24 protein-coding genes are annotated in these 24,580 nt (G+C 65.5%); 15 read left to right on the forward strand and 9 right to left on the reverse strand.

Going from position 1 to position 24,580, the window contains the following annotated elements; genetic code table 11:
* Positions 1-6 precede the first annotated feature (6 nt).
* From R4P95_RS20550 to R4P95_RS20565, 4 genes are read left to right on the forward strand one after another with little or no spacing between them, the layout of a single operon-like run.
* The gene (locus tag R4P95_RS20550; protein ID WP_213578053.1) at positions 7-990 is read left to right on the forward strand and encodes an amino acid ABC transporter permease; all 984 of its coding nucleotides are present in this window, start codon (positions 7-9) and stop codon (positions 988-990) included.
* Complete coding sequence (locus tag R4P95_RS20555) at positions 987-1,748, forward strand: amino acid ABC transporter ATP-binding protein (protein ID WP_109329408.1); 762 nt, start codon at positions 987-989, stop codon at positions 1,746-1,748. The genes R4P95_RS20550 and R4P95_RS20555 overlap by 4 nt, the downstream gene beginning before the upstream one ends.
* Positions 1,745-2,440, forward strand: a complete 696-nt coding sequence (locus R4P95_RS20560; RefSeq protein ID WP_317746132.1) for a phosphate ABC transporter ATP-binding protein — start codon at positions 1,745-1,747, stop codon at positions 2,438-2,440. The genes R4P95_RS20555 and R4P95_RS20560 overlap by 4 nt, the downstream gene beginning before the upstream one ends.
* A complete protein-coding gene (locus tag R4P95_RS20565; RefSeq protein WP_213572344.1) occupies positions 2,437-3,216 on the forward strand; it encodes an ABC transporter permease in 780 nt (259 codons plus the stop codon). Before R4P95_RS20560 ends, R4P95_RS20565 begins: the two co-directional genes overlap by 4 nt.
* A gap of 28 nt (positions 3,217-3,244) precedes the next feature.
* Here the strand turns inward: R4P95_RS20565 and R4P95_RS20570 are convergent, their stop codons facing one another.
* Positions 3,245-4,141 (reverse strand): class I SAM-dependent methyltransferase, encoded by an 897-nt coding sequence (locus R4P95_RS20570; RefSeq protein ID WP_213572343.1) that lies wholly within the window; start codon positions 4,139-4,141, stop codon positions 3,245-3,247.
* 214 nt (positions 4,142-4,355) lie between these two features.
* Between R4P95_RS20570 and rpsA the strand changes: the two genes are divergently transcribed.
* On the forward strand, positions 4,356-5,843 hold the full coding sequence (rpsA, locus tag R4P95_RS20575) for a 30S ribosomal protein S1 (RefSeq protein WP_109329412.1): 1,488 nt from the start codon (positions 4,356-4,358) through the stop codon (positions 5,841-5,843).
* Positions 5,844-5,996: 153 nt separating this feature from the next.
* Here rpsA and R4P95_RS20580 read toward each other — a convergent pair whose 3' ends face one another.
* A complete protein-coding gene (locus tag R4P95_RS20580) occupies positions 5,997-6,218 on the reverse strand; it encodes a hypothetical protein (protein ID WP_109329413.1) in 222 nt (73 codons plus the stop codon).
* Between the two features lie 169 nt (positions 6,219-6,387).
* Here R4P95_RS20580 and coaE point away from each other — a divergent pair, with 169 nt between their 5' ends.
* A complete protein-coding gene (gene coaE / locus R4P95_RS20585; protein WP_317746404.1) occupies positions 6,388-7,602 on the forward strand; it encodes a dephospho-CoA kinase in 1,215 nt (404 codons plus the stop codon).
* A gap of 2 nt (positions 7,603-7,604) precedes the next feature.
* On the opposite strand, the gene R4P95_RS20590 is transcribed toward coaE, so the two are convergent.
* A complete protein-coding gene (locus tag R4P95_RS20590) occupies positions 7,605-8,120 on the reverse strand; it encodes a DUF402 domain-containing protein (protein WP_213572342.1) in 516 nt (171 codons plus the stop codon).
* Positions 8,121-8,196: 76 nt separating this feature from the next.
* Between R4P95_RS20590 and uvrB the strand changes: the two genes are divergently transcribed.
* The 3 genes from uvrB to R4P95_RS20605 all read left to right on the forward strand — a co-directional run bounded on the left by uvrB (position 8,197) and on the right by R4P95_RS20605 (position 11,906).
* Complete coding sequence (gene uvrB / locus R4P95_RS20595) at positions 8,197-10,359, forward strand: excinuclease ABC subunit UvrB (protein WP_109329415.1); 2,163 nt, start codon at positions 8,197-8,199, stop codon at positions 10,357-10,359.
* Positions 10,360-10,381: 22 nt separating this feature from the next.
* A complete protein-coding gene (locus R4P95_RS20600; protein ID WP_317746131.1) occupies positions 10,382-11,254 on the forward strand; it encodes an SCO6745 family protein in 873 nt (290 codons plus the stop codon).
* Positions 11,255-11,453: 199 nt separating this feature from the next.
* Positions 11,454-11,906: a universal stress protein gene (locus tag R4P95_RS20605; protein WP_317746130.1), complete on the forward strand. Its 453-nt coding sequence runs from the start codon at positions 11,454-11,456 to the stop codon at positions 11,904-11,906.
* A 15-nt stretch (positions 11,907-11,921) separates the two neighbouring features.
* Here the strand turns inward: R4P95_RS20605 and R4P95_RS20610 are convergent, their stop codons facing one another.
* From R4P95_RS20610 to R4P95_RS20625, 4 genes are all read right to left on the reverse strand, one after another.
* On the reverse strand, positions 11,922-12,308 hold the full coding sequence (locus R4P95_RS20610) for a DUF732 domain-containing protein (RefSeq protein WP_317746129.1): 387 nt from the start codon (positions 12,306-12,308) through the stop codon (positions 11,922-11,924).
* On the reverse strand, positions 12,305-14,587 hold the full coding sequence (locus R4P95_RS20615) for a HelD family protein (RefSeq protein WP_317746128.1): 2,283 nt from the start codon (positions 14,585-14,587) through the stop codon (positions 12,305-12,307). The genes R4P95_RS20610 and R4P95_RS20615 overlap by 4 nt, the downstream gene beginning before the upstream one ends.
* 159 nt (positions 14,588-14,746) lie before the next feature.
* Entirely contained in the window at positions 14,747-15,685 is a 939-nt protein-coding gene (locus R4P95_RS20620) for a DoxX family protein (RefSeq protein ID WP_317746127.1), read from the reverse strand.
* A 125-nt stretch (positions 15,686-15,810) separates the two neighbouring features.
* Positions 15,811-16,500, reverse strand: a complete 690-nt coding sequence (locus R4P95_RS20625; RefSeq protein WP_213572338.1) for an MBL fold metallo-hydrolase — start codon at positions 16,498-16,500, stop codon at positions 15,811-15,813.
* 152 nt (positions 16,501-16,652) lie between these two features.
* Here R4P95_RS20625 and uvrA point away from each other — a divergent pair, with 152 nt between their 5' ends.
* Positions 16,653-19,673, forward strand: coding sequence for an excinuclease ABC subunit UvrA (uvrA, locus tag R4P95_RS20630; RefSeq protein ID WP_213572337.1), 3,021 nt, complete (start codon positions 16,653-16,655; stop codon positions 19,671-19,673).
* 6 nt (positions 19,674-19,679) lie between these two features.
* Here the strand turns inward: uvrA and R4P95_RS20635 are convergent, their stop codons facing one another.
* The gene (locus tag R4P95_RS20635; protein ID WP_213572336.1) at positions 19,680-20,414 is read right to left on the reverse strand and encodes an alpha/beta fold hydrolase; all 735 of its coding nucleotides are present in this window, start codon (positions 20,412-20,414) and stop codon (positions 19,680-19,682) included.
* A 12-nt stretch (positions 20,415-20,426) separates the two neighbouring features.
* Positions 20,427-20,813, reverse strand: coding sequence for a DUF1844 domain-containing protein (locus tag R4P95_RS20640; RefSeq protein WP_230990166.1), 387 nt, complete (start codon positions 20,811-20,813; stop codon positions 20,427-20,429).
* A 374-nt stretch (positions 20,814-21,187) separates the two neighbouring features.
* Here R4P95_RS20640 and infC point away from each other — a divergent pair, with 374 nt between their 5' ends.
* The 5 genes from infC to pheS all read left to right on the forward strand — a co-directional run bounded on the left by infC (position 21,188) and on the right by pheS (position 24,548).
* Positions 21,188-21,829, forward strand: coding sequence for a translation initiation factor IF-3 (infC, locus tag R4P95_RS20645; RefSeq protein WP_159927154.1), 642 nt, complete (start codon positions 21,188-21,190; stop codon positions 21,827-21,829).
* A 59-nt stretch (positions 21,830-21,888) separates the two neighbouring features.
* Positions 21,889-22,083: a 50S ribosomal protein L35 gene (gene rpmI, locus R4P95_RS20650; RefSeq protein WP_109329424.1), complete on the forward strand. Its 195-nt coding sequence runs from the start codon at positions 21,889-21,891 to the stop codon at positions 22,081-22,083.
* Positions 22,084-22,147: 64 nt separating this feature from the next.
* The gene (rplT, locus tag R4P95_RS20655; protein ID WP_005247385.1) at positions 22,148-22,537 is read left to right on the forward strand and encodes a 50S ribosomal protein L20; all 390 of its coding nucleotides are present in this window, start codon (positions 22,148-22,150) and stop codon (positions 22,535-22,537) included.
* A 38-nt stretch (positions 22,538-22,575) separates the two neighbouring features.
* Positions 22,576-23,385, forward strand: a complete 810-nt coding sequence (locus tag R4P95_RS20660) for a TrmH family RNA methyltransferase (RefSeq protein WP_213572335.1) — start codon at positions 22,576-22,578, stop codon at positions 23,383-23,385.
* A gap of 92 nt (positions 23,386-23,477) precedes the next feature.
* Positions 23,478-24,548: a phenylalanine--tRNA ligase subunit alpha gene (pheS, locus tag R4P95_RS20665; protein ID WP_250774362.1), complete on the forward strand. Its 1,071-nt coding sequence runs from the start codon at positions 23,478-23,480 to the stop codon at positions 24,546-24,548.
* Positions 24,549-24,580 lie beyond the last annotated feature (32 nt).

Below are 24,580 nucleotides of genomic sequence, written 5' to 3' on the forward strand. Positions count from 1 at the left end.
TCTGATCTGGAAAAGGTGCCCGGCGAAGTCTCGACCGCGACGGGTTCGGATCCCGAGCCGATCAAAGCGATCCCGCTGCGACGGCCCGGGCGCTGGATCGCTGCGATCGTCGTCGGGTTACTCCTCGCTCTGTTCGTCAACGGTGCCCGCACCAACGAGGCGTATCGCTGGGACATCTACATCCGCTACCTGTTCGACGCGCGAATTTCCGCAGCGGCCTGGAACACGATTCAGCTGACGATTCTGTCGATGGCGATTGCCATCGTGCTCGGCGTGCTGCTCGCTGTCATGCGGTTGTCGCCGAACCCGGTGCTCAAGGCGTCGTCCTGGGGTTATCTGTGGATCTTCCGCGGCACCCCGGTATACGTCCAGTTGGTGTTCTGGGGCCTGTTCCCGTCCATCTACAAGCAACTCGACCTCGGCATCCCCTTCGTGCACCAGTTCGTGCACATCGACCTGCAGGGCATCAACGCGGCGTTCCTGTTCGCGGTGATCGGCCTAGGTCTCAACGAGGCCGCGTACATGGCCGAAATCGTCCGGGCCGGCGTCAACTCGGTCGCCGAGGGGCAGACCGAGGCGTCGGTGGCGCTGGGCATGACGTGGTCGCAGACGATGCGGCGGACAGTGCTGCCACAGGCGATGCGGGTCATCATCCCGCCCACCGGCAATGAACTGATCAGCATGCTGAAAACCACCTCGCTGGTCACCGCGGTCCCGTACAGCCTCGAACTGTACGGCCGTGCCAGAGACATTTCGGGTGCCAACTTCCAGCCGATTCCGTTGCTGATGGTCGCGGCCACCTGGTACCTCGCCATTACGAGTCTCCTGATGATCGGGCAGTTCTACCTCGAGCGGTACTACTCGAAGGGCGCGACGCGCAAGCTCACCGCCCGGCAGTTGCAGGCGCTCGCCGACGCGCAGGGCAAGCCGCTGGTGATCGAACCCGGCCCCGAGACGCTGCCCGACACACCCGGAGGGGAACGAAAATGACGCCGATGGTCAAGGCGGACCAGGTGTGCAAGAACTTCGGTGCGCTGAAAGTACTCAAGGGCATCTCACTCGAAATCGGCCGCGGGCAGGTGCTGTGCCTGGTCGGCCCCTCGGGGTCCGGCAAGTCAACATTTCTGCGCTGCATCAACCACCTCGAGCAGGTCAATGCCGGGCGGCTCTACGTCGACGGTGAACTCGTGGGGTACTCGGAGCGGAACGGCAAGCTGTACGAACTGCATCCCCGTGCGGCGGCGAAGCAGCGGCGCGACATCGGCATGGTCTTCCAGCACTTCAATCTGTTCCCGCACCGGACCGCGCTCGAGAACATCATCGAGGCGCCCACCCAGGTCAAGCGGCTCAGCAAGAAGAAGGCCGTCGAGCGTGGACGTGAACTGCTGGCCCAGGTCGGGCTGAGCGAGAAGGCCGACGCCTACCCTGCCCAACTGTCGGGTGGTCAGCAGCAGCGGGTCGCCATCGCCCGGGCACTCGCGATGGACCCGAAGCTGATGTTGTTCGACGAGCCCACCTCGGCGCTCGACCCGGAACTCGTCGGTGAGGTCCTCACCGTCATGAAAGACCTTGCGGCAGGCGGCATGACCATGGTCGTGGTCACTCACGAGATGGGTTTCGCCCGCGAGGTGGCCGATCAACTGGTGTTCATGGACGCCGGCGTGGTGGTCGAATCGGGAGAGCCACGCGAACTGCTGGCCAATCCGCAGCACGACCGCACCAAGGCGTTCCTGTCGAAGTTGCTGTGAGCGAGCCGGCGCTCTTCGACTTCGTCGGTGTCGACGTCGAGCAGGGCGGGACCCGTGTGCTGCGCGACATCGACGTGACCATTCCGGAAGCGGGAATCACTGTGCTGGTGGGGCGTTCGGGAGCCGGGAAGTCGACGCTGCTGCGATGCTGCAACCGGCTGGAGGTCCCGACCACGGGCGTCGTTCGGTTTCGCGGACGGTCGCTGTCCGACGTGGACGTGCTGGAGCACCGGCGGACGGTGGGCATGGTGTTCCAACAGCCCACCGCATTTCCCGGAACGGTGCTGGACAACCTCCGTGCCGCCGACCCCGGTGTCGACGAGGCGCGCGGAGGTGAGTTACTCCGCCACGTCGGGCTCGAACCGGCAATGCTCGGGCAGGTGGCCGACACCCTGTCGGGAGGCGAGATGCAGCGCATGGTCCTGGCCAGGGCGCTCGCGACCCGTCCGTCGGTTCTGCTCGCGGACGAACCGACCGCGGCCCTCGACACGGAATCTTCGGCACAGCTCGAGTCGCTCGTGCTGCGACTGGCGAAGGAAGGGATGCCCATTCTCTGGGTCACCCATGATCTCGCGCAGATGCGCCGGCTGGCAGATCACCTGGTGGCCCTCGATTCGGGTCACATCGTTTATACCGGTGCCCCAGGCGACTATTCGGACCGTCCCATGGTGGCGGGGGAGACGGAAACGTGAGCTCGACGATTATCGGATGGGCCGGTCTTCTCGCATCGCTGATCTTCGTCGCTGTGGCTGTCGGACTCTCAGCGCAGCAACGGCTTTCTCTGACGACGCCGATCGTCGTCTCCGTGGTGCGTTCCCTCGCGCAGATGATGATCGTCGGGGTCGCGCTGGTTCCACTCGTGCGGCCACAGACCCCGCTGTGGTGGTCGTGGCTGTGGGTCATCGGCATCGTGTTCTTCGCCGCGTACACGATCACGCGCCGGGCACCGGCGGTCCCCGAGTTGTATGTCATCGCGCTGGCCGCCATGGCGGCGGTGGCCGTGGTGGGCCTGGCCGTGATCTTCGGCGCTCGGATCTTCGAGCTGAACGGGCGGACGCTCGTGCCCGTCGCCGGCATGATCGTCGGGAACTCGATGAAGTCCGCCGTCATCGCCGCCGCGCGGGTCAGTGAGTCGGTGGCCGATCATCGCGCGGAGATCGAGGCCGGACTCGCTCTCGGGATGACACCTCGCCGCGCCTTCGATCGGCAGTTGCGGTCGGCTCTGCGAACGGCTATTTCGTCCCAGGTCGAGCAGACGGCAGCTCTGGGCATCGTGTTCCTGCCCGGCGCGATGACCGGTCTGATTCTCGCGGGCGTCGACCCCATGGAAGCGGTGTTCGCCCAGCTCGCATTGATGTACGTCATTCTGGCCGGCGTCGTCATCGCTGTGGTGGTGACGGGTCTCGGCACCCTGCGGAGGCTCACCACGGCCGATCAACGACTGGTTTCCGTCGCCCGCGTCCGCTGACCTCTCGGGTGTCCGTGGCCGCCCCCGGCTACGGGCTGCCGACGACAGGTTTGCGGCAACTGAAAATCGCCGTGCCGGGGAAGAGCTGGCCACGCAGTGGGCTCCATTGACCCCACTCCCGATCGAGCCATTCGGGCCATTCGGGTTCGATGATGTCGCGCACCTCGAGTCCGGCGGCGACGATCTCGCGAACCCGGTCACCGATGGTGCGGTGGTGCTCCACGTAGGTCGGCACGCCGGCCGAGTCCACCTCCACGTAGGGCGTGCGATCGAAGTAGGGGAGCGTGGCGGTGAGGCCGCGCGGCCCGGGATCGTCGGGGAAGATCCAGCGGATCGGATGGTTGACGGCAAACACCCACAGACCGCCGGGCCTCAGGACCCGGCCCACCTCACGCATGACCGCCGCCGAATCGGCGACGAACGGAACTGCGCCAAAAGCCGAACATGCGAGGTCGAAGCTTCCGTCCGCGAACGGGAGGTGCTCGGCTCCTGCTTGAATCAGCGGCACCACCGGTCCTCCCGCCCGCATGGCGTCGACGCCGCGGTCGAGCATCGCCCGCGAAATGTCGAGTCCCACCGCCCGCGCCCCCTGGCCGGCAAGCCATCGTGCGCAGGGAGCCGAGCCGCAGCCGACTTCGAGGACGTCCTTGCCGGCGACGTCGCCCAGTAGGTGGTGATCGCCCTCGTGAAGTCCCTCCGGGCACCACACGAACGCGCCGTCCGCCGCGTCCACCCCGAGGAACTCGCCATGGGTGCGGTGGTAGTCGTCGGCGTCGGCGTCCCACCACGCTCGGCTCGCGCGTTCGCTGGCCTCCGAGTCGACCCGGATGCGGCTGGCTCCGGCGGTTCCGAGGACACTGTTGGCGGTGCCGTGGCGGTCGTCTTCGGGGGAGTGGGCGGGATCTGTCGCACGAGAGTCGGGCATGCGCAACAGACTAGAGCGTGGGAACGTACCCGGGTTTGCCCAGCTTGCCCAGGGGCGCGTAGCCTATTGCACGCGAGTGTCTACGTGCGCGACATCCGATTGGGTACGGTTCGAGTTTTCGTTCGGTTCCGGTCAGGTGTCGTTGCCCTGTTCTCGTGCTTTGTCCGACAGAACACCATCAACCGACCACAACCCGTCCGGAGCAACTCAACATATGCCCTCCACAACCGTCACCTCGCCGCAGGTAGCCGTCAACGACATCGGCTCCGCCGAGGACTTCCTCGCCGCCATTGACGCAACGATCAAGTACTTCAACGATGGTGACATCGTCGAAGGCACCATCGTCAAGGTCGATCGCGACGAGGTTCTGCTCGACATCGGTTACAAGACCGAAGGCGTCATCCCTTCCCGTGAGCTCTCCATCAAGCACGACGTCGACCCCAACGAGGTCGTCTCCGTGGGCGATGAGGTCGAAGCTCTCGTCCTCACCAAGGAGGACAAGGAAGGCCGACTGATCCTGTCGAAGAAGCGCGCTCAGTACGAGCGTGCCTGGGGCACCATCGAGGAGCTCAAGGAGAAGGACGAGGCCGTCAAGGGCACCGTCATCGAGGTCGTCAAGGGTGGCTTGATCCTCGACATCGGCCTGCGTGGCTTCCTTCCCGCTTCGCTCGTCGAGATGCGCCGTGTCCGCGACCTCCAGCCGTACGTCGGCAAGGAGATCGAGGCCAAGATCATCGAGCTCGACAAGAACCGCAACAACGTCGTCCTCTCGCGCCGCGCATGGCTCGAGCAGACGCAGTCCGAGGTTCGCAGCGAGTTCCTGCACCAGCTCCAGAAGGGCCAGGTCCGCAAGGGCGTCGTGTCCTCCATCGTCAACTTCGGTGCCTTCGTGGACCTGGGCGGCGTCGACGGCCTGGTGCACGTGTCCGAGCTGTCCTGGAAGCACATCGACCACCCGTCCGAGGTTGTCGAGGTCGGCACCGAGGTCACCGTCGAGGTTCTCGACGTCGATCTCGACCGCGAGCGCGTGTCCCTGTCGCTCAAGGCCACCCAGGAAGATCCGTGGCGTCAGTTCGCCCGCACGCACGCCATCGGCCAGATCGTGCCCGGTAAGGTCACCAAGCTGGTTCCGTTCGGTGCCTTCGTGCGCGTCGAAGAGGGAATCGAAGGCCTCGTTCACATCTCGGAGCTGGCCGAGCGCCACGTCGAGGTCCCGGACCAGGTTGTCGGCGTCGGCGACGATGCGCTGGTCAAGGTCATCGACATCGACCTCGAGCGTCGTCGTATCTCGCTGTCGCTGAAGCAGGCCAACGAGGACTACAACGCCGAGTTCGATCCGTCCAAGTACGGCATGGCGGACAGCTACGACGAGCAGGGCAACTACATCTTCCCCGAGGGCTTCGATCCCGAGACCAACGAATGGCTCGAGGGCTTCGACAAGCAGCGTGAAGAGTGGGAGAACCGCTACGCCGAGGCTGAGCGTCGCCACAAGATGCACACCGCTCAGATGGAGAAGACCGCTGCAGACGAGGCCGCCGAGGCTGCCACCGCTGCTGCCGGCTACTCCTCGGAGTCGGGCGCAGGCGATGCCGATACCGCGTCGTCGTCCGCATCTGCTCCGGCGTCCGAATCTGCTGGTGGATCGCTTGCGAGCGATGCACAGCTCGCCGCTCTGCGCGAGAAGCTGTCGGGCAACGCCTAGTAGGCCCGCCTGACGCAGTCAGGCACAGAAAACGAGACCCCGCTCCTGCCACGGCAGGAGCGGGGTTTTTTTGTCGGTGCTGCCGCCCAAAACGACTGTGGCCCGGCCTTTGGTGAAGGCCGGGCCACAGTCGCGTGGAAGAACGCTGGGGGTTCAGTTCGCGGTGACGGGAATCCAGTAACTCGACGACGACGCCTGGCCCTCCGAGCGTTTACGCATCGACGCGAAGCTGTGCTTGCCCTGGCTGATCATCGCGGTGAGCCACGTCCGACGATGCTCGGCGAGTGCCGACGCGACCGCGGGTATCTCGAGGCAATGCACGCCACCCGCGGTGCCGAGGCGGTGCCGACCGGGCTGAAGGCGTTGCTCGCGCATGGCGTTCCTCTTCTTCGAGAAGGTGCAGGTCGGACCGTTCGCTAGAACATAACCGACCGTGCTGCCCATCGGTGGTATTTGGGATCGGTGAGTCTGCCGGTAACGGTGGGGGAGATGATGTCGGTGGGGTCGCGCAGGCGAGGGCAGGATGGATGCCACACTGGGTGACGTGTTGAGAATCGGCCTCACCGGAGGCATTGGAGCCGGCAAGTCCACCGTGTCGAAGATCCTGGCGGAACTGGGAGCCGTGATCGTCGACGCAGACCTGATCGCCCGTGAGGTCGTCGAGCCGGGCACCCCAGGCCTGACCGCTCTCGTCGAGCGATTCGGCAACGACATCCTTACGGAGGCCGGAGCGCTCGACCGGGCTGCCCTGGCGGCACGTGCCTTCGCGGACGAGGAATCGAGGTTGGCGCTGAACTCGATCGTGCATCCACTCGTCGGTGCGCGCACGGCGGAACTCATCGATTCAGCAGCTGCAGACGCGGTGCTGGTACAGGACATTCCGTTGCTGGTCGAGGGCGGTATGGGCGCCGCGTTCCATCTGGTCCTGATCGTGTTGGTCGACGCGGAGGAACGGGTGCGCAGACTCGTCGGGTCCCGAGGGATGCCGGAAGCGGACGCGCGGGCGAGGATCGCCGCGCAGGCGGACGACGAGCAGCGGCGGGCAGCCGCGGACGTCCTACTCGACAACAGTGGGGAGCCCGGGGCGCTCGAACCCGTGGTCAGGACCCTGTGGTCGGAGCGGATCGCCCCCTTCGCGTCCAATATCCGTACCCGCACCGTCGTGCGGCCGTTGCCGGCACTCGTGGCGCCGGATCCGCGGTGGGCGGGAGAGGCCGCGCGGTTGATCGCCCGACTGCAGTTGGTGTGCGGGGACCGGGCGGTGCGGGTCGATCACATCGGGTCTACCGCGGTCGAGGGTATGCCGGCACAGGATGTCATCGATCTGCAGGTCACCGTTGCCGACCTCGCGACGGCGGACAACCTCGCCGAACCGCTTGCCGAGGCGGGCTTTCCCCGCATCGAGCACATCACGGCGGACGAACCCAAGCCATCCTATCTCGGTGGCGAGACCGATCCAGCGTTGTGGGACAAGAGAATTCACGGGGGAGCCGATCCGGGCCGGCCGGTCAACATTCATCTTCGGGTCGATGGATGGCCTGGACAGCAGTTCGCGCTGGTGTTTCGCGACTGGCTCCGAGCCGATCCCGATGTCCGGGCCGAGTACACCGATATCAAGGAGGGCGCGGCAGACAAGGCCGCCGGCCACAGCTCGTACGAGGATGCGGTCACCGCCTACATCGACGCGAAGACTCCCTGGTTCGACACGGCCTACTCCCGGGCCTGGGAGTGGGCCGAACGCGCGGACTGGAAGGCCTGACATCACCGCCAGTCGATCGGCATTCCGAGCGAGGCCAGCCACCGCCCGAGGTCGTGGCCGTGCGTGGCCAGGCCCTCGATGGCGGCGACGGCGGTAGTGATCGCCTTCTCGGCGGTGGCCGTATCGAGCAGACCGGCGCCGTGCGCCTCCATCAGCTCGTCCACATCCAGTAACTCGGTGCTCCGCCCGGTACGCACGACCAGATCGAGGTAGTGGTCCTCCGACGTCCAGACATCGTCCCCCCGGGTGAACACGCCGATGTCGACGTAGTGGTCCTGGTCCCGTTGATGCTCCGGCCGGAAATGGAAAATGGATGCCCGGAGTCCCAGGTCGGGAAGCAGCCACGACTCGAGGTAGTCGAACTGCCGATGGTCGGCCGTCCGCGCCATGTAGAGCCCCCACGGCTCGACGCGGAATTGCTCCACCGGACGGACGAATCCTTTCGGATCCGTGTTGGTGCTGTTGCGGAGATCGAAATATTCGATCTTGGGTGGGTGCGGATGAGCAGCGCCTTCCATGAGGCAAAACCTACGGCACTGCGCTGCCGCCGGCGCAGGTCGGGACCTTGTCGGTCCCTGCGCTTACCCTGGTGACATGGCGTTTGCATCCGAGCACCCGGTGGTAGCACATTCCGAGTTCCGACCCATCGGTGAGATCGAGCGGTCGGAGGCGCGGTTCGAGGTCGTCAGCGATCACAAACCCGCGGGTGACCAGCCGGCGGCCATCGCGGAACTCGAGAAGCGGATCAACGCGGGCGAGAAGGATGTGGTCCTGCTCGGCGCCACCGGTACCGGCAAGTCCGCCACCACGGCGTGGCTCATCGAGAAAGTGCAGCGCCCCACGCTGGTCATGGCGCCCAACAAGACTCTCGCGGCGCAGCTTGCCAACGAACTGCGCGACATGCTTCCTCACAACGCAGTCGAGTACTTCGTGTCGTACTACGACTACTACCAGCCCGAGGCGTACATCGCGCAGACCGACACCTATATCGAGAAGGACTCGTCGGTCAACGACGACGTCGAGCGCCTTCGCCACTCCGCGACGTCGAGCCTGCTCTCCCGTCGAGACGTGGTGGTCGTGGCTTCGGTGTCGTGCATCTACGGCCTGGGCACTCCGCAGTCGTACCTCGACCGGTCGGTGCAACTCGAAGTAGGTGTCGAGGTCCCGCGCGACGCGCTCCTCCGGCTTCTCGTCGATGTTCAGTACACGCGTAACGACCTGGCGTTCACCCGCGGTTCCTTCCGGGTCAGGGGTGACACCGTCGAGATCATTCCGTCGTACGAGGAGTTGGCCGTCCGCATCGAATTCTTCGGTGACGAGATCGAAGCGCTGTACTACCTGCATCCGCTGACCGGCGACGTCGTCCGTCAGGTCGACTCCGTGCGCATCTTCCCGGCAACCCACTACGTTGCGGGTCCCGAACGGATGGAGCGGGCGGTCAAGGACATCGAAGCCGAACTCGAGGAACGCCTCGCCGACCTCGAGAACCGGGGAAAGTTGCTCGAGGCGCAACGGTTGCGGATGCGCACCCAGTACGACCTCGAGATGATCAAGCAGGTCGGATTCTGCTCCGGAATCGAGAACTACTCGCGGCACATCGACGGACGCGGCCCCGGTACCGCTCCTGCCACGCTCATCGACTATTTTCCCGAGGACTTCCTGCTCGTCATCGACGAGTCGCACGTCACCGTGCCGCAGATCGGAGCGATGTACGAGGGTGACATGTCCCGGAAACGGAATCTCGTCGAGTTCGGATTCCGGCTCCCCTCGGCTACCGACAACCGACCGCTCACGTGGGAAGAATTCACGCAGCGCATCGGGCAAACGGTCTACCTGTCGGCGACACCCGGTAAGTACGAGCTGGGCCAGGCCGGCGGTGAGTTCGTCGAGCAGGTGATCCGTCCCACCGGTCTGGTCGACCCGGAGGTGGTGGTGAAGCCGACCAAGGGGCAGATCGACGACCTCGTTCACGAGATCCGGGAGCGGGCCGACCGCGACGAGCGGGTGCTCGTCACGACATTGACGAAGAAGATGTCGGAAGACCTCACCGACTACCTGCTCGAGCTCGGTATCCGGGTCCGGTACCTGCACTCGGACATCGACACGCTGCGTCGCGTCGAACTCCTCCGCCAGTTACGGCTCGGTGAGTACGACGTGCTCGTCGGTATCAACCTTCTGCGTGAGGGACTCGACCTGCCGGAGGTGTCCTTGGTGGCGATCCTCGACGCCGACAAGGAGGGCTTCCTGCGCAGCTCGACGAGTCTGATTCAGACGATCGGTCGCGCAGCTCGCAACGTGTCCGGTCAGGTCCACATGTATGCCGACAAGATCACCGACTCGATGCAGCACGCCATCGAGGAGACCGAGCGGCGCCGCGAGAAGCAGATCGCCTACAACAAGAAGATGGGCGTCGATCCGCAGCCGCTGCGCAAGAAGATCGCAGACATCCTCGATCAGGTGTACGAGGAGGCCGAGGACACCGCTGCCGGCGTCGACGTGGGTGGTTCCGGACGCAACGCCTCGCGCGGTCGCCGCGCCCAGGGTGAAGCCGGCCGCGCGGTCAGTGCGGGCGTCTACGAAGGCCGCGACACCAAGTCGATGCCGAGGGCCGAGCTGGCCGACCTGGTCAAGCAGTTGACGGATCAGATGATGAACGCTGCACGCGACCTCCAATTCGAGCTTGCCGGACGGTTACGCGACGAGATCGCGGACTTGAAGAAGGAGTTGCGTGGGATGGACGCCGCGGGCCTGAAGTAGCCGAGGCAGTACCGTCTGACTCATGGATGCACAGAGCGCCGGTCGAGCCGCTCGATCGTTGGAGTTGCTTCATTCCCTGAGCTATTTCGTACCCGAGGTCGGGGAACGACTGGCCGAGGTGGGGTTGGAGCCGGGCCGGATGGGCTACTTCGCCGGTCGGGCGGCTCCCATGGGTGCGGTGAATGCAGGGGTCGTCACCGCCGCTTTCTTCAATTTCAGCCCCGACGCCGTCGCCGCGGTGATCCCGCGGGCGTGGGATCTGGCTGCGCCGCACGCCATCGTCGAGGCTCGCTACCGTGCGGTCGGTGAGGCGTATGTCCGCCTGCTGGGGGAGTCCGTCATCGCGTCACCGGAGATGGCGGAGGCGGCCGACCTGTTGTCGACCGCGGCGCGGGGCATCCCCGGGGTCGAAGGCAGGCCGCTCTACGCCGGTTACGCGGCGTTGGAGTGGCCGTCGGCGCCGCATCTCAGCTTTTGGCATGCCCTGACAGTGTTGCGCGAGTATCGCGGCGACGGGCATACCGCTGCGTTGCAGACCGCCGGTCTGAGCGGGCTCGAGGCGCTGATCACCCATACCGCGACGGGCCGCGGGTTCCAGAAAAAGTTCGCGCTGACCCGTCGCGGGTGGAGCGAGGAGCAGTGGAACGCCGGCTGCGACAGCCTTCGAGATCGGGAGTTGCTGGACGCTCGCGGTGAACTCACCGCGGACGGCAGCGACCTGCGCAATCTGATCGAGGACCTCACCGACGATATTGCGGTCACACCGTGGGCGGCGCTCGGTGAAGACGGGGTGGCACGCGTGGTCGAGCTCGCGACGCCGTGGCGCGACACCGTCGTGGCCGCCGGGGTATTCCCCGCAGGAGTGTTCGGTCCGAAGGTCCGCACCGCGAGCTGATTTCTCGTCGGGGGAGGTCACAGACGCGGACAGCACGGCATTGTGACTGATCACGCAGGGGGGCGGTGCGTTGTGGCTTGTGCTGCAAATACCCCTATCCACGCACCGATACCGCTAGGGTCAGCGCAGTGGCCGCTGGGTCCGGACACGACGTGTGCGGGGCCCCGGCCAAGTGACCACCCCAGACATGGAGGAATGAATGAGCGCCTACCGGACCGTTGTCGTCGGAACCGATGGCTCCGAGTCGTCATTTCGGGCCGTCGAGAAGGCCGCTGCCATTGCGGGGGACGCCGGCGCCAAGCTGATCATCGCGTGTGCGTACTACCCGGCTGATCCCAAGGACGTCGGCCATGCGGCTGATGCGCTGGGCGACGAGGCCTACCAGATCACCGGTTCCGCGCCCACATACGAGATCCTGCGTACCGCGAAGGAGCGCGCCCACGCCATCGGGGCCAAGGATGTCGTGGAACGCGCAGTCGTGGGTGCGCCCGTCGAGTCCCTTCTCGCGTTGGTCGACGAGGTCGACGGCGGGCTTCTGGTGATCGGAAACCGCGGCCTCAACACCTTGACCGGACGACTGCTCGGCTCCGTTCCCTCGGATGCGGCCCGTAAGTCCACGTCCGACGTTCTGATCGTCCACACGGTCCGCTGAGCGGCGCCTGATCAGTCAGCAGTAATTCGCCTCGGCCGCATCGAGGAATATCCGCGCCACCTGCTCGGTGGTCAGGTGGGTATCCGATGCAGCCGAGGCGAACTGCGCCATCGGCGTCAAGTGCACCATGATGGTCGCCTCATCGGTTCCCCGGGACAGCTGCCCGCAGACGCCGTTGGCGATGGCCATGACGGTGTCCGCCGGCATGGCGGGGAGTCCCGCATCGACCAATGTCTGCTGATACCGCAATCCACGGGTGTCGAGGTTGCTGGACGCGGTTGTCGTCGCTGCCGTGCTTGCCGACGTGTCGTCGGCGGCAGTGGCCTGGGAGCAGGCGCTGAACGCCACAGTTCCGAGGGCGCAGGCGCACCCGATCAGCAAGCTCCGCCCGAACGACGTCACGACGGGTTCGCCGCCGTTGCGGGTGTCAGATCGGACAAGGCCGCGGGCAGGGGCCGCGCGTGGACAACCCCGAGACGCTGAGTGGCGCGGGTGAGCGCGACGTAGAGGTCGTTCATTCCCCGCGGCGACTCGTCGACGATACTCTGCGGTTCGACGATCAGCACCGAGTCGAACTCCAGGCCCTTGGCATCCTTCACGGTCAGGACGCTCACCGAATCGGAGCGAAGATCCGAGAGAGCCGCCACGAAGCCGTGATCCCCGATCACGGCCGTGGTGCCCGGGCCGGTTTCCTCTGCCACACAAGCGCGGACCGTGTCCGTCACATCCGACGTGGCCACGTTTCGGGACCACGGCACGAAGCCGGATTCCCGGACCGAGCGCGGTACCGTCTGCTCGGCGTCGATCTCGGCGAGCACTCGGCGCGCCGTTGTCATGATCTCTGCGGGGGTGCGGTAGTTGACGGTCAGCTCCGTCAGCTTCCAGCGTTGGGCAACGTACGGTTCCAATATCCGCTGCCAAGAGGATGTTCCGGCGGGGTCACCTGTTTGGGCGGTGTCACCGACCAGGGTCATCCATCGATTCGGGATGCGACGCATCAGCATGCGCCAGGCCATCTCGGACAGCTCCTGTGCCTCGTCGACGATCACGTGTCCGTAGGTCCAGGTCCGGTCACCGGCCGCACGCTCGGCCGTCGTCTGGTGTGCTCCCACGTCGTGTCTCTCGGCGAGCTGGCTCGCGTCGATGAGGTCGTAGGCCATGAGGATTTCGGGATCCAACTCGTCTTCGAGATCCTGGGGCGCAGAACCGGTGAGAATGTCGAGTGCGCCCTGCGCATCGGCGATCTGAGCCCGCCACTGCCGCCGCGCCCGTTCCCGTTCGGCGGCGTCGTCCACTCCGAGGAGTTCGGCGAGTTCGTCCAGTAGCGGTGCGTCGGCGGCACTGAACCCCCCGGACTCGGTGCGGTGCAATGCGGCGCGTTGAACCTCGGTCAACTGGGGCGCGGCGTCGGCCAGTCGCTTCGGCGACGCGAACAACTCGGCGAGGACCCGCTGCGGAGTCAGCTCCGGCCACAGCGCGCTGATCGCGCTCATGATGTCCGGGTCTTCACGCATCTCATCGCGCATGTCGGCGACGTCCTCCCGGCTGAGGAGGTTGCCGCCGTCGACGACGTTGGCGCCGAGCGTGTCGGCGAGTTGCTGGGCGAGGGCGTCGATCACCGCCGACACGAAGATCGGCCGGGCGAGGTTGTGGGGACGCCGCGACGACCGCGCCCGGCCACGGGCACGCGTGACCACCTTGCGATCCAACGTGACTCGGTAGGTGTCGAAGGTCAGCTCGATCGGCCGTGCCGGCACCTCCTGCCTGTCCCGGACCGCCTTCTTCAGCACATCGAGGATGTCGAGGGAGCCCTTGATCGTTCCGGCCTCGAGACTGTCCTCGCACGTGGCACGGACACCGGGGTAGAGGTCCCCAATAGTGGAGAGCAGCACGCCCGTCTCACCGAGCGACGGCAGGACCTGCCCGATGTAGTCGAGGAACGTGGCGTTCGGGCCGATGATGAGGACACCGGCTTTCGCGAGCTGCTGACGGTAGGTGTACAGAAGGTAGGCGGCGCGATGTAGGGCCACAGCGGTCTTTCCCGTACCGGGACCGCCCTGTACCACGAGCACACTCTTGTGCTCGGACCTGATGATGGCGTCCTGCTCACCCTGGATGGTCTCGACGATGTCGTTCATCTGCCCGGTGCGAGCAGCGTTCAATGCGGCCAGCAGGGCGCTCTCACCCGCGACACCATCTGAACCGGTGACGGTCCCGGCGGCCTCCGCGGCCGCGAGATCCAAGTACTCGTCGTTGACCGCCGTCACTCGTCGGCTTCGCGTACGGATGTGGCGGCGTCGCGTCACACCATCGGGTGCGGCGGGGGTCGCGAGGTAGAACGGGCGCGCCAGAGGCGCACGCCAATCGAGCAGCATGGTCTCGTAGTCGTTTTCCTCGTCCAGGATGCCGAGACGCCCGATGTAACGGTGCTCGCCGTCCAGATCGATCTTGCCGAAACAGAGGCCGTTTTCGGCGGCGTCATACTTGGCGAGGTCCTCGGTGTAGAGCTGGTTGAACGATTCGCGCTCACTGCGTGCCTGGGGGGTACCGCCGGTCTCGAGCAGAACACGGCTCAACCGGGTGGCCGCATAGTCGCGAAGCCCGTCCAGTCGGTGGTAGAGCATCGTCACGTACTGCTGCTCGAGCTCGCGCTCGTCGTGTGACGTGTCCTGGTCGGGCAAGAGGTCTCCTTGACTGGTTCGGCTGCAGATCCGGCGCGGCTGCAAAAGTGCCTGGACAGTCTAGTCGGCCCCGGAGTGCTCCCGCCGATGTCGCAGGTCAGGGCATTCTCCGGGGCCGATCAGATGGTCTGCGGCGGGCGTCGACGCCGCAGAATGATGTCAGTGCGTCAGATCGATCTTCTTGGCGCGCGCCTTCTCCAACGCGAGCTCCGCCTTCTCGCGGGCGATTTCGGCCTGCTTACGGGCAATTTCCGCCTGCTTGCGGGCGGCCTTGCCCGCAACCTCGCTCCGTTCTGCGGCCACCGTTGCCAAGTCGGCACCCTTCTCGCGGGCGATTTCGGCCAGCACAGGGCCGCGGTCCTTGGCAACATCCACCAACTCCGCGCCGCGGTCCTTGGCGACGTCGACCCACTCCGCGCCGCGGTCCTTGGCAACGTCCACCAACTCCGCGCCGCGGTCCGCCGCGACCTTCGCGATGGGCGTCACACGTTCCTTGGCGATCTCCAGCAGGCCGGAACCGCGCTCCGCGGCTTCACCGGAAAGCACCCTGGCCCGCTCCGCCGCCGCGGCCAGAGCTTCGGCGATCTCAGGTCCGTGATGATCGTCGCTCGATCCGAGTGGAAGCGCAGCCGCCACACTGGCCTGGGCTGCCCGTGCGGCGCGGCGCCCACGCCACCCCAGCGACGGCTTGCCTTCCGTGTCGACTGCGGCGATCAGCAGACCACCGAGCAAACTGACGTTCTTGAGGAACTGGGTGCGCTGGGCAGCTTTCGCGGCCGGATCGGTCTCGTTCCAGAAGGCGTGGCCCGCCACCGTCGTGGGAATCAGGCTTCCGGCCAGCGCCAGGGACGCGAGACGAGGCGCCTTGCCCGTGGCGAGCAGAACACCACCGCCGATCTGCACGGCTGCGTTGATCTTGATCAGCGTCTCCGGGTCGGACGGGATCTTCTGCGTGACGGACTCAGGAAGCGTTTCGGTCGACTTGTCGATCAGCGGTCCTGCGGCCTGGGCCCTCGGTGCCGGATTTCGGAGTGCATCGATCCCTCCGCTGATGAACACGGCCGACAGCAGTGGGCGAGCGATACGACGGACAAGCATTCCTAGCCTCCCAATCATCGAGTTTCTCCCGTCTCACACTAACGAGAGTTCGAGGCAGCCGTCCCGAGTACGACAGTCTTGTAGTTCCGACCGGCTGCCCCTTCCCCAGTACCCAGTCCGGCGGTTCACCAACCGCGGTCGCGCCACTCGCCGAGGTGCGGACGCTCGGTACCGAGGGTGGTGTCGTCGCCGTGACCGGGGTAGACGACGGTGTCGTCGGGATAGCGAGCGAACAACTTTTGCTCCACATCGTTCAGCAACGACGCGAACATATCCGCATCAGCGGTTTTGCCGACTCCGCCGGGGAAGAGTGAGTCGCCGGTGAACAGGTGAGTGCGGCCGTTGCCGGCCTCTGCGAACGCCAGTGCGATCGAACCGGGGGTGTGACCCGCGAGGTGGATCACGTCGAAGGTGACCTCCCCGATGGTCAGGGTGTCGCCGTCGTCGAGGAGACGGTCGGGCCTGACCGGCAGTGCTTCCGCATCGAGGGGATGGGCGGCCGTGGGTACTCCGGTCGCGGCGGTGACCGCTTCGAGGGCGAGCCAGTGGTCCCCGTGCTGGTGGGTCGTCACGATCAGTTCGAGGGAGGGTGCGTGTTCGCGGATCAACTGTTCGAGCCGTACGGCCTCGTTGGCGGCGTCGATCAGCACTGATTTTCCGGTCGCGGAACAGACGACCAGGTACACGTTGTTGTCCATGGGGCCGACGGACATCTTCGTGATCGTGGCTCCGGGAACGGTCCGGCGTCGAGGCGCCGAGCCGGGGGAGACGTGGCCGGTATACGAGTCTTCTATCACCATGGGCTGCTCGGTCATGGTGGGGAGGCTACCGTCGAATACAGGCAGGTGAGTGGCAGGTGGCCATCCGTCCGGCAGAAACGTGTCGGTGGCCGTGCTTACCATGACACGGCTGGAGGACCCGACGAACGCGCAGTGTCCTCGGCCGTCGAACAATGAAGGGACTTGGAGTGGCGGATCGCCTTATCGTGCGGGGTGCCCGTGAGCACAATCTGCGAGGGGTCGATCTCGATCTACCCCGCGACAGCCTGATCGTGTTCACCGGCTTGTCGGGCTCAGGTAAGTCGAGCCTGGCGTTCGACACGATCTTCGCCGAGGGTCAGCGACGCTATGTCGAGTCGCTGTCGGCATACGCACGCCAGTTCCTCGGTCAGATGGACAAGCCGGACGTCGACTTCATCGAGGGCTTGTCGCCCGCGGTGTCCATCGACCAGAAGTCGACCAACCGGAACCCGCGTTCCACCGTGGGCACGATCACCGAGGTCTACGACTACCTTCGACTCCTCTACGCGCGGGCAGGCACGGCTCACTGCCCGGTGTGTGGTGAGCAGATCGCCCGGCAGACGCCGCAGCAGATCGTCGACCAGGTGCTCGACATGGAAGAGGGCATCCGCTTTCAGGTACTCGCTCCGGTGGTCCGCACCCGCAAGGGTGAGTTCGTCGACCTCTTCGATCAACTGAACGTGCAGGGTTATTCGCGTGTACGGGTAGACGGCGTGGTGTATCCGCTCACCGATCCGCCGAAGCTGAAGAAGCAGGAAAAGCACGATATCGAGGTGGTCGTCGACCGTCTCACCGTCAAGGCCAGTTCCAAGCAGCGCCTCACGGATTCCGTCGAGACGGCACTGCGGCTAGCCGAAGGCATCGTGGTGCTCGACTTCGTCGATCGCGAAGAAAATGCCGCCGATCGTGAACGCCGTTTCTCGGAGAAGCTCGCATGCCCCAACGGCCATGCGCTGTCCATCGACGACCTCGAGCCGCGTTCCTTCTCGTTCAACTCCCCGTACGGTGCTTGCCCGGAATGCACCGGTCTCGGCATCCGCAAGGAAGTCGACCCCGACCTTGTCGTGCCGGACCCCGAGTTGTCTCTCGAGGACGGTGCCATCGCACCCTGGTCGATGGGGCAGAGTTCCGAGTACTTCGGACGGCTGTTGTCCGGGTTGGGAGACATCCTCGGCTTCGATATGAAGACGCCGTGGAACAAGCTTCCGGCGAAGGCGCGCCGAGCCATCCTCGAGGGGAGCGAGGAGCAGGTGCACGTCCGGTACAAGAACCGGTACGGGCGTACCCGTTCGTACTACGCCGAGTTCGAAGGGGTCATGCCCTTCCTGCACCGCCGCCTCGACCAGACCGAGTCGGATCAGATGAAGGAGCGGTACGACGGCTATATGCGCGACACACCGTGTCCCGCGTGTGCCGGCGCACGTCTGCGTCCGGAAATTCTCTCCGTCACCATTGCGAGCGAGAAGTTCGGCAAGAAGTCGATCGCTGAAGTGTGTGAGCTGTCGATCTCCGATTGTGCCGATTTCCTCAACAGCCTCACATTGGGCAGTCGCGAGGAAGCAATTGCCGGTCAGGTGCTGAAGGAAGTCCAGGCCCGTCTCGGATTCCTCCTCGACGTCGGACTCGAATACCTGTCCCTCGCGCGTGCCGCGGGCACGCTGTCCGGTGGTGAAGCGCAGCGCATCCGGCTCGCCACGCAGATCGGCTCCGGCCTGGTGGGTGTGCTGTACGTGCTGGACGAGCCGTCCATCGGCCTGCATCAGCGCGACAACCGTCGACTCATCGAGACCCTTACGCGTCTGCGGGACCTCGGCAACACTCTCATCGTGGTCGAGCACGACGAGGACACCATCCGGACCTCGGACTGGGTCGTCGACATCGGCCCGCTCGCCGGTGAACACGGAGGCAAGGTCGTCCACAGTGGCCCGTACGAGGAACTGCTCGAGTGCGAGGAGTCGCTGACCGGCGCCTACCTGTCGGGCCGCAGCCACATAGAGGTTCCGGCCATTCGGCGTCCCGTGGACCGCAAACGCCAGGTCACCGTCATCGGCGCGCGGGAACACAACCTCGGCGGTATCGATGTGAGCTTCCCGCTGGGTGTGCTCACGGCGGTCACCGGTGTCTCCGGCTCCGGCAAGTCGACACTCGTCAACGACATTCTTGCCACCGTCATGGCCAACAAACTCAACGGTGCCCGGCAGGTGCCCGGTCGTCACACCCGCATCAACGGGCTCGATCAGCTCGACAAGCTGGTGCAGGTCGACCAGTCGCCGATCGGACGCACACCGCGATCGAACGCGGCCACGTACACCGGCGTGTTCGACAAGATCCGCACTCTGTTCGCGTCCACGACCGAAGCGAAAGTGCGCGGATACCAGCCCGGCAGATTCTCGTTCAACGTCAAGGGCGGTCGGTGCGAGGCATGCTCCGGCGACGGCACCCTGAAGATCGAAATGAACTTCCTGCCCGACGTCTACGTTCCGTGCGAGGTGTGCCACGGCGCGCGGTACAACCGGGAGACCCTCGAAGTGCACTACAAGGGCAAAACCATCGCCGAAGTGCTCGACATGCCCATCGAGGAAGCCGCGGACTTCTTCCAGCCGATCACCTCGATCCATCGGTACTTGAAGACGCTGGTGGAGGTCGGCCTGGGGTATGTGCGCCTCGGTCAGCCGGCACCCACGTTGTCCGGGGGTGAGGCGCAGCGTGTGAAGCTCGCCGCGGAACTGCAGAAGCGGTCGACGGGGCGCACGGTCTACATCCTCGACGAGCCCACGACTGGACTGCACTTCGAGGACATCCGCAAGCTGCTCGGGGTCGTCAACGGGTTGGTCGACAAGGGCAACACTGTCATCGTCATCGAGCACAACCTCGACGTGATCAAGACGTCCGACTGGGTGGTCGACATGGGACCGGAAGGTGGATCCGGCGGGGGAACAGTGGTGGCGCAGGGCACCCCGGAAGAGGTGGCTCAGGTCCCCGAGAGCTACACCGGAAAGTTCCTCGACAGCGTTCTCGCGGTGACACCTGCGCAGAAGAAGAAGCCGGCCAGAGTGGGCAAGTCGGCGAAAGCTGCTTCGGCGAAATCCCCGGCCTCGCCGAAGGCCGGTTCCGCGAAAGCCACCACTGCGGTGAAGTCGGTGACGTCGCGGAAGCGCGCACCGAAGAACGCTGCAGCAGTGGGCTGAGGTCGACTATCGAGCGGCGGCCGCGTCGATCTCCTCGGCGAGGTCGGCCGGCCGCGACCACATCGGCCAGTGGCCGGTGGGAAGGTCGACGTAGTCGACCTTCGTGATCCGGCCCAGTTCGGCGGCCATCGGGTGGCCCACGCCTGCCAGCTGCCGGATGGCCTCGGACGGGAAGCTGGTGCAGATCACTGTGGTGGGCACCTCCAGGCGGCGGCTGTTGCCCAGTGCGAACGTGGCCCTGGCAGGCCCTGCGGGTTCGGGCACTGCGCGACTGCGGAATGTCCCGAGCATGGCCTCGTCCAGTCCCTCCAGGCTGTTGCCCTCGGCTTCCAGCTCCGACCAGCCGGGCAGCGGAAGCTCCGTGGCCGACGGATCGAGGTCGTTCCGCAGGGCTGCGCCGTCCTGAAGAGGACCTGAGTCGACGTAGATGACTCGCGCCAGCGCGTCCGGGATGCGATCAGTCACGGCGTAGGCCACCGGCCCTGCACCGCTGTGGGCGACGAGGACTGCCCGCTCCGACGCTGGTGTGGCTGCGACCGCGCCGGCTACCGCGGAGATGTGATCATCGAGGCCTATGCCGCTGCGATCCGTATCGACCGAGTCGAGTCCCGGCAGTGTCACGGCCGTCACATGATGGCCGCGGTCTCGTAGGTCGGCCGCGACCGACTCCCAGGCCCACGCGCCGAGCCAGAAACCGGGAACAAGGACGATGTGCGCCTGCGTGGTAGCGGAAGTTGTCATCTGCCTCGCCCCTCAGTACACCGGGCCGGTGTACTTTTCGCCGGGACCCTTGCCGGGTTCGTCGGGATGCGACGATGCCTCACGGAATGCGCGCTGTAGTGCCTGCAATCCCTCGCGGATGGGTCCGGCGTGCGGTCCGAGGTATTCGATGGAGGCAGTGACCAGGCCGGCGAGTGCGGTGATCACGCGCCGCGCCTCGTCGAGGTCGAGGTGCGGGCTGGATTCGGGGTCCGGATCCGACAGACCGAGCTTTTCGGCCGCCGAACTCATCAGCATGACCGCCGCGCGGCTGATCACCTCGACTGCGGGCACTTCGGCCAGCTCACGCACTTCGGTATTCTGGTCCCCGTTGTCATTCAGGCCACCGCCGGTAAGGGCGTCGTCGGAGTTCTGCGTCATGCGGAAGAGCTTTCCATCTCGGCGTTCACCCGCAACGCGCCGGTGTCGATTAGCCGACGAGGTGCGCAAATGTTACCCTTGACCCAACGACCGCCTTCGGATTTTGTCGGGGGCAGCAAGTGGAGTCCGACTCCCACCTCTGCGCGGCAGTGAAACTGCCGTTCAGTGGTCCGGTCACCTGCTTAGAGGCGTGCCTCGATTCAGGTTCCTCACGCGAGGAGATGGTGGAGCGGCGCAAGCCGTGAGATTGTCTGATCGGTCGACATCGGGCCCCGCATGGTGAATTCTCACCGCAGCGGGGCTTTTTTGTTGGGAATCCGGGCGTACGGGCTGCTGGCGGTCTCGAGACCAGACCGTTCAACCTAGGAGGCCCCATCAGCACTGAGACCCGCATCAACGATCGCATCCGAGTTCCCGAGGTCCGCCTCGTCGGACCCGGAGGTGAACAGGTTGGCATCGTGCGTGTTGAAGATGCACTCCGCTTGGCCCTCGAGGCCGATCTCGACCTGGTCGAGGTGGCCCCCGACGCTCGCCCGCCGGTCTGCAAGATCATGGACTACGGCAAGTTCAAGTACGAGGCAGCGCAGAAGGCGCGTGAGTCGCGGAAGAACCAGCAGCTCACGGTCATCAAGGAGCAGAAGCTCCGTCCGAAGATCGACGATCACGACTACGAGACCAAGAAGCGGAATGTCGTTCGCTTCCTCGAGGCCGGGTCCAAGGTCAAGGTCACCATCATGTTCCGTGGACGTGAGCAGTCGCGGCCGGAACTCGGCTTCCGGTTGCTGCAGCGTCTCGGTGCAGACGTTGCCGATCTCGGGTTCGTCGAGACGTCCGCCAAGCAGGACGGCCGGAACATGACGATGGTGCTCGCTCCGCACAAGGGCGCGAAGACACGCGTCAAGGCGCAGGAAAGCGCAGCAGCGCCTCCGGCTCAGCGTGCAGTTCCGGCGCCGGCCGAACAGGCGCCGTCGGAGCCGGCGGGCGGAAGTGCGCCCGGCGAAGCGCCCACCAGCTAGTCCGACTCCACCAGCACGATCCGGATGTTCAGATCCGGAAACACAGAACTGAGGACTCCATGCCCAAGTCGAAGACCCACAGCGGCACCGCGAAGCGATTCAAGGTGTCCGGCACCGGAAAGATCCTGCGCCAGAAGGCCGGTCGCCGCCACTTGCTCGAGCACAAGCCCACCAAGGTGACTCGTCGCCTCGATGGCACGGCTGTCGTCAGCAAGGCTGACACCCCGCGCATCAAGCGCCTGCTCGACATCTGAGTCGACACCCCTTTTACTGACCACCCGGGGCAGCTAGCCGCCCCAAGATTGACAGGATTTTTCAGTGGCACGCGTAAAGAGGGCGGTAAACGCCCAGAAGAAGCGTCGTTCGATTCTCGAAGCCTCCAGCGGCTACCGCGGACAGCGCTCACGTCTGTACCGCAAGGCCAAGGAACAGCAGCTCCACTCGCTGACCTACGCCTACCGTGACCGTCGTGCGCGCAAGGGCGACTTCCGCAAGCTGTGGATCACGCGTATCAACGCTGCTGCACGTGCGAACGACATCACGTACAACCGTCTGATCCAGGGTCTGCGTCTCGCGGAGATCGAGGTGGACCGCAAGAACCTGGCCGAGCTCGCCGTGTCGGACGCCGCTGCGTTCGCCGGTCTCGTGGCTCTCGCCAAGGCAGCGCTCCCGGCTGATGTGAACGCTCCGGCCGGAGAAGCAGCCTGAGTCTCGCACCCCGCAGTTCAGCAGACCGGAAACGACCCGTGGACCCGCTCACCGAGCGCACCCCGCGGGTCGTTTCTGCTGTGAAGCTCCTGCGTACGGCAGAACGGCGCAAGGCAGGGCGCTTCCTCGTGGAGGGGGAGAACGCGGTGGGGGAGGCGCTGGGTACCCGCGCCGTGCACGATCTCTTCTACACCGAGGACGCGCTGCAGCGGTACGTCGAGTTGATCGGCCGGGCCGAAACCATCGGAGTTCGGACGTCGCTGGTGACGGACCGGGCGGTGCGTGGTCTCAGCGACACGGTCACTCCACCCGGACTGGTCGCCGTCTGTGACCTCCTCGACGTTCCGCTGTCGGAGGCGGTGGGTCCGGGCACGCGGCTACTTGCGGTCCCGGTCGCGGTGGCAGAACCTGGCAATGCAGGGACCGTTATCCGGGTAGCCGATGCGGTGGGTGCAGACGCTGCCATTCTGGCGGGCGACAGCGTCGACCCGCACAACGGGAAGTGCGTTCGCGCGTCCGCGGGCAGCTTGTTCCATCTTCCGCTGGTGCGTGAGCGGAATACGGCTCTTGTTCTGGACGCGATCAGCGCGGCAGGCATTCAGTTGCTTGCCACCGCGGCGGACGGTGAAGTAGACCTCGACGACGCCGACGACCTGTTGTCGCGCCCGACGGCGTGGTTGTTCGGGAACGAGGCCCACGGCCTCGACGTGCACGTGGCGGCGAGGGCGGATCACCGGGTGCGCATCCCGATCCACGGCCGTGCCGAGAGCCTGAACCTGGCGACCGCGGCAGCAATCTGCCTGTACTCGAGTGCACGGGTCCAGAACCGCACGCGAACCGACAGCTGAAACCGAAAATTTCGATCGCATAGGATTCTCCCGAGGAGCCGTTTCGGCTCGTCGAGAGTCTGCCGAGAAGAACTGAAGGAGTGGCACCGGTCGTGGCTAAAAAAGAGGGCGCTGCGTCACCCGAGGTCGATGCGAGTGCGCTCACCGAAGAGGCCTTGACTGCGGCAGCGGAAAACGCCGAGAAGGCATTCTCCGCCGCCGCGAACCTGGACGACCTCGCCAAGGCGAAAGTCGACCACATGGGTGACAAGTCGCCCATCGCCCTCGCTCGCCGTGGACTCGGAGCCCTTCCGGGCAAGGAGAAGGCCGACGCAGGGAAGCGCGTCAACGTCGCCCGCACCCGGATCAGCGCAGCCTTCGACGATCGGCGCGCCGTGCTGCTGGCCGAACGTGATGCCGCAGTGCTCGTCGCCGAGGCCATCGACGTCACGCTGCCGTCGCAGCGTCAGCCGGTAGGGGCCCGGCACCCGATCAGCATCATCTCCGAACAGGTCGCGGATGTGTTCGTGGGTATGGGCTGGGAGGTCGCCGAAGGCCCGGAAGTCGAAACCGAGCACTTCAACTTCGATGCGCTCAACTTCCTTCCCGACCACCCCGCGCGGACGATGCAGGACACGTTCCACATCGCGCCGGAGGGGTCGCGTCAGGTACTGCGCACGCATACGTCGCCGGTCCAGGTGCGCACGATGCTCTCCCGGGAACTTCCCATCTATGTGGTGTGCCCCGGACGCACCTTCCGCACCGACGAACTCGACGCCACGCACACCCCTGTCTTCAATCAGGTTGAGGGCCTCGCCGTCGACAAGGGCCTCACGATGGCCCACTTGCGGGGCACGCTCGACGCCTTCGCCCGGGCGCTGTTCGGCTCGGACACCCGAACCCGGATGCGTCCCAACTACTTCCCCTTCACGGAACCCTCCGCGGAGGTGGACGTCTGGTTCCCGAACAAGAAGGGCGGCGCCGGTTGGGTCGAGTGGGGTGGCTGCGGAATGGTCAACCCGAACGTGTTGCGTGCCTGTGGGATCGACCCCGACGTGTACAGCGGTTTCGCGTTCGGTATGGGTCTCGAACGCACGCTGCAGTTCCGGAACGGCATCCCGGACATGCGCGACATCGTAGAGGGTGACGTGCGGTTCACGCTGCCCTTCGGCGTCCAGGGCTGAGCGCGATCGCGCCGCATCCGTCCACAGTCACG

The organism is Rhodococcus sp. IEGM 27 (genome assembly GCF_033142305.1).
Lineage (GTDB): Bacteria > Actinomycetota > Actinomycetes > Mycobacteriales > Mycobacteriaceae > Rhodococcus_F > Rhodococcus_F oxybenzonivorans.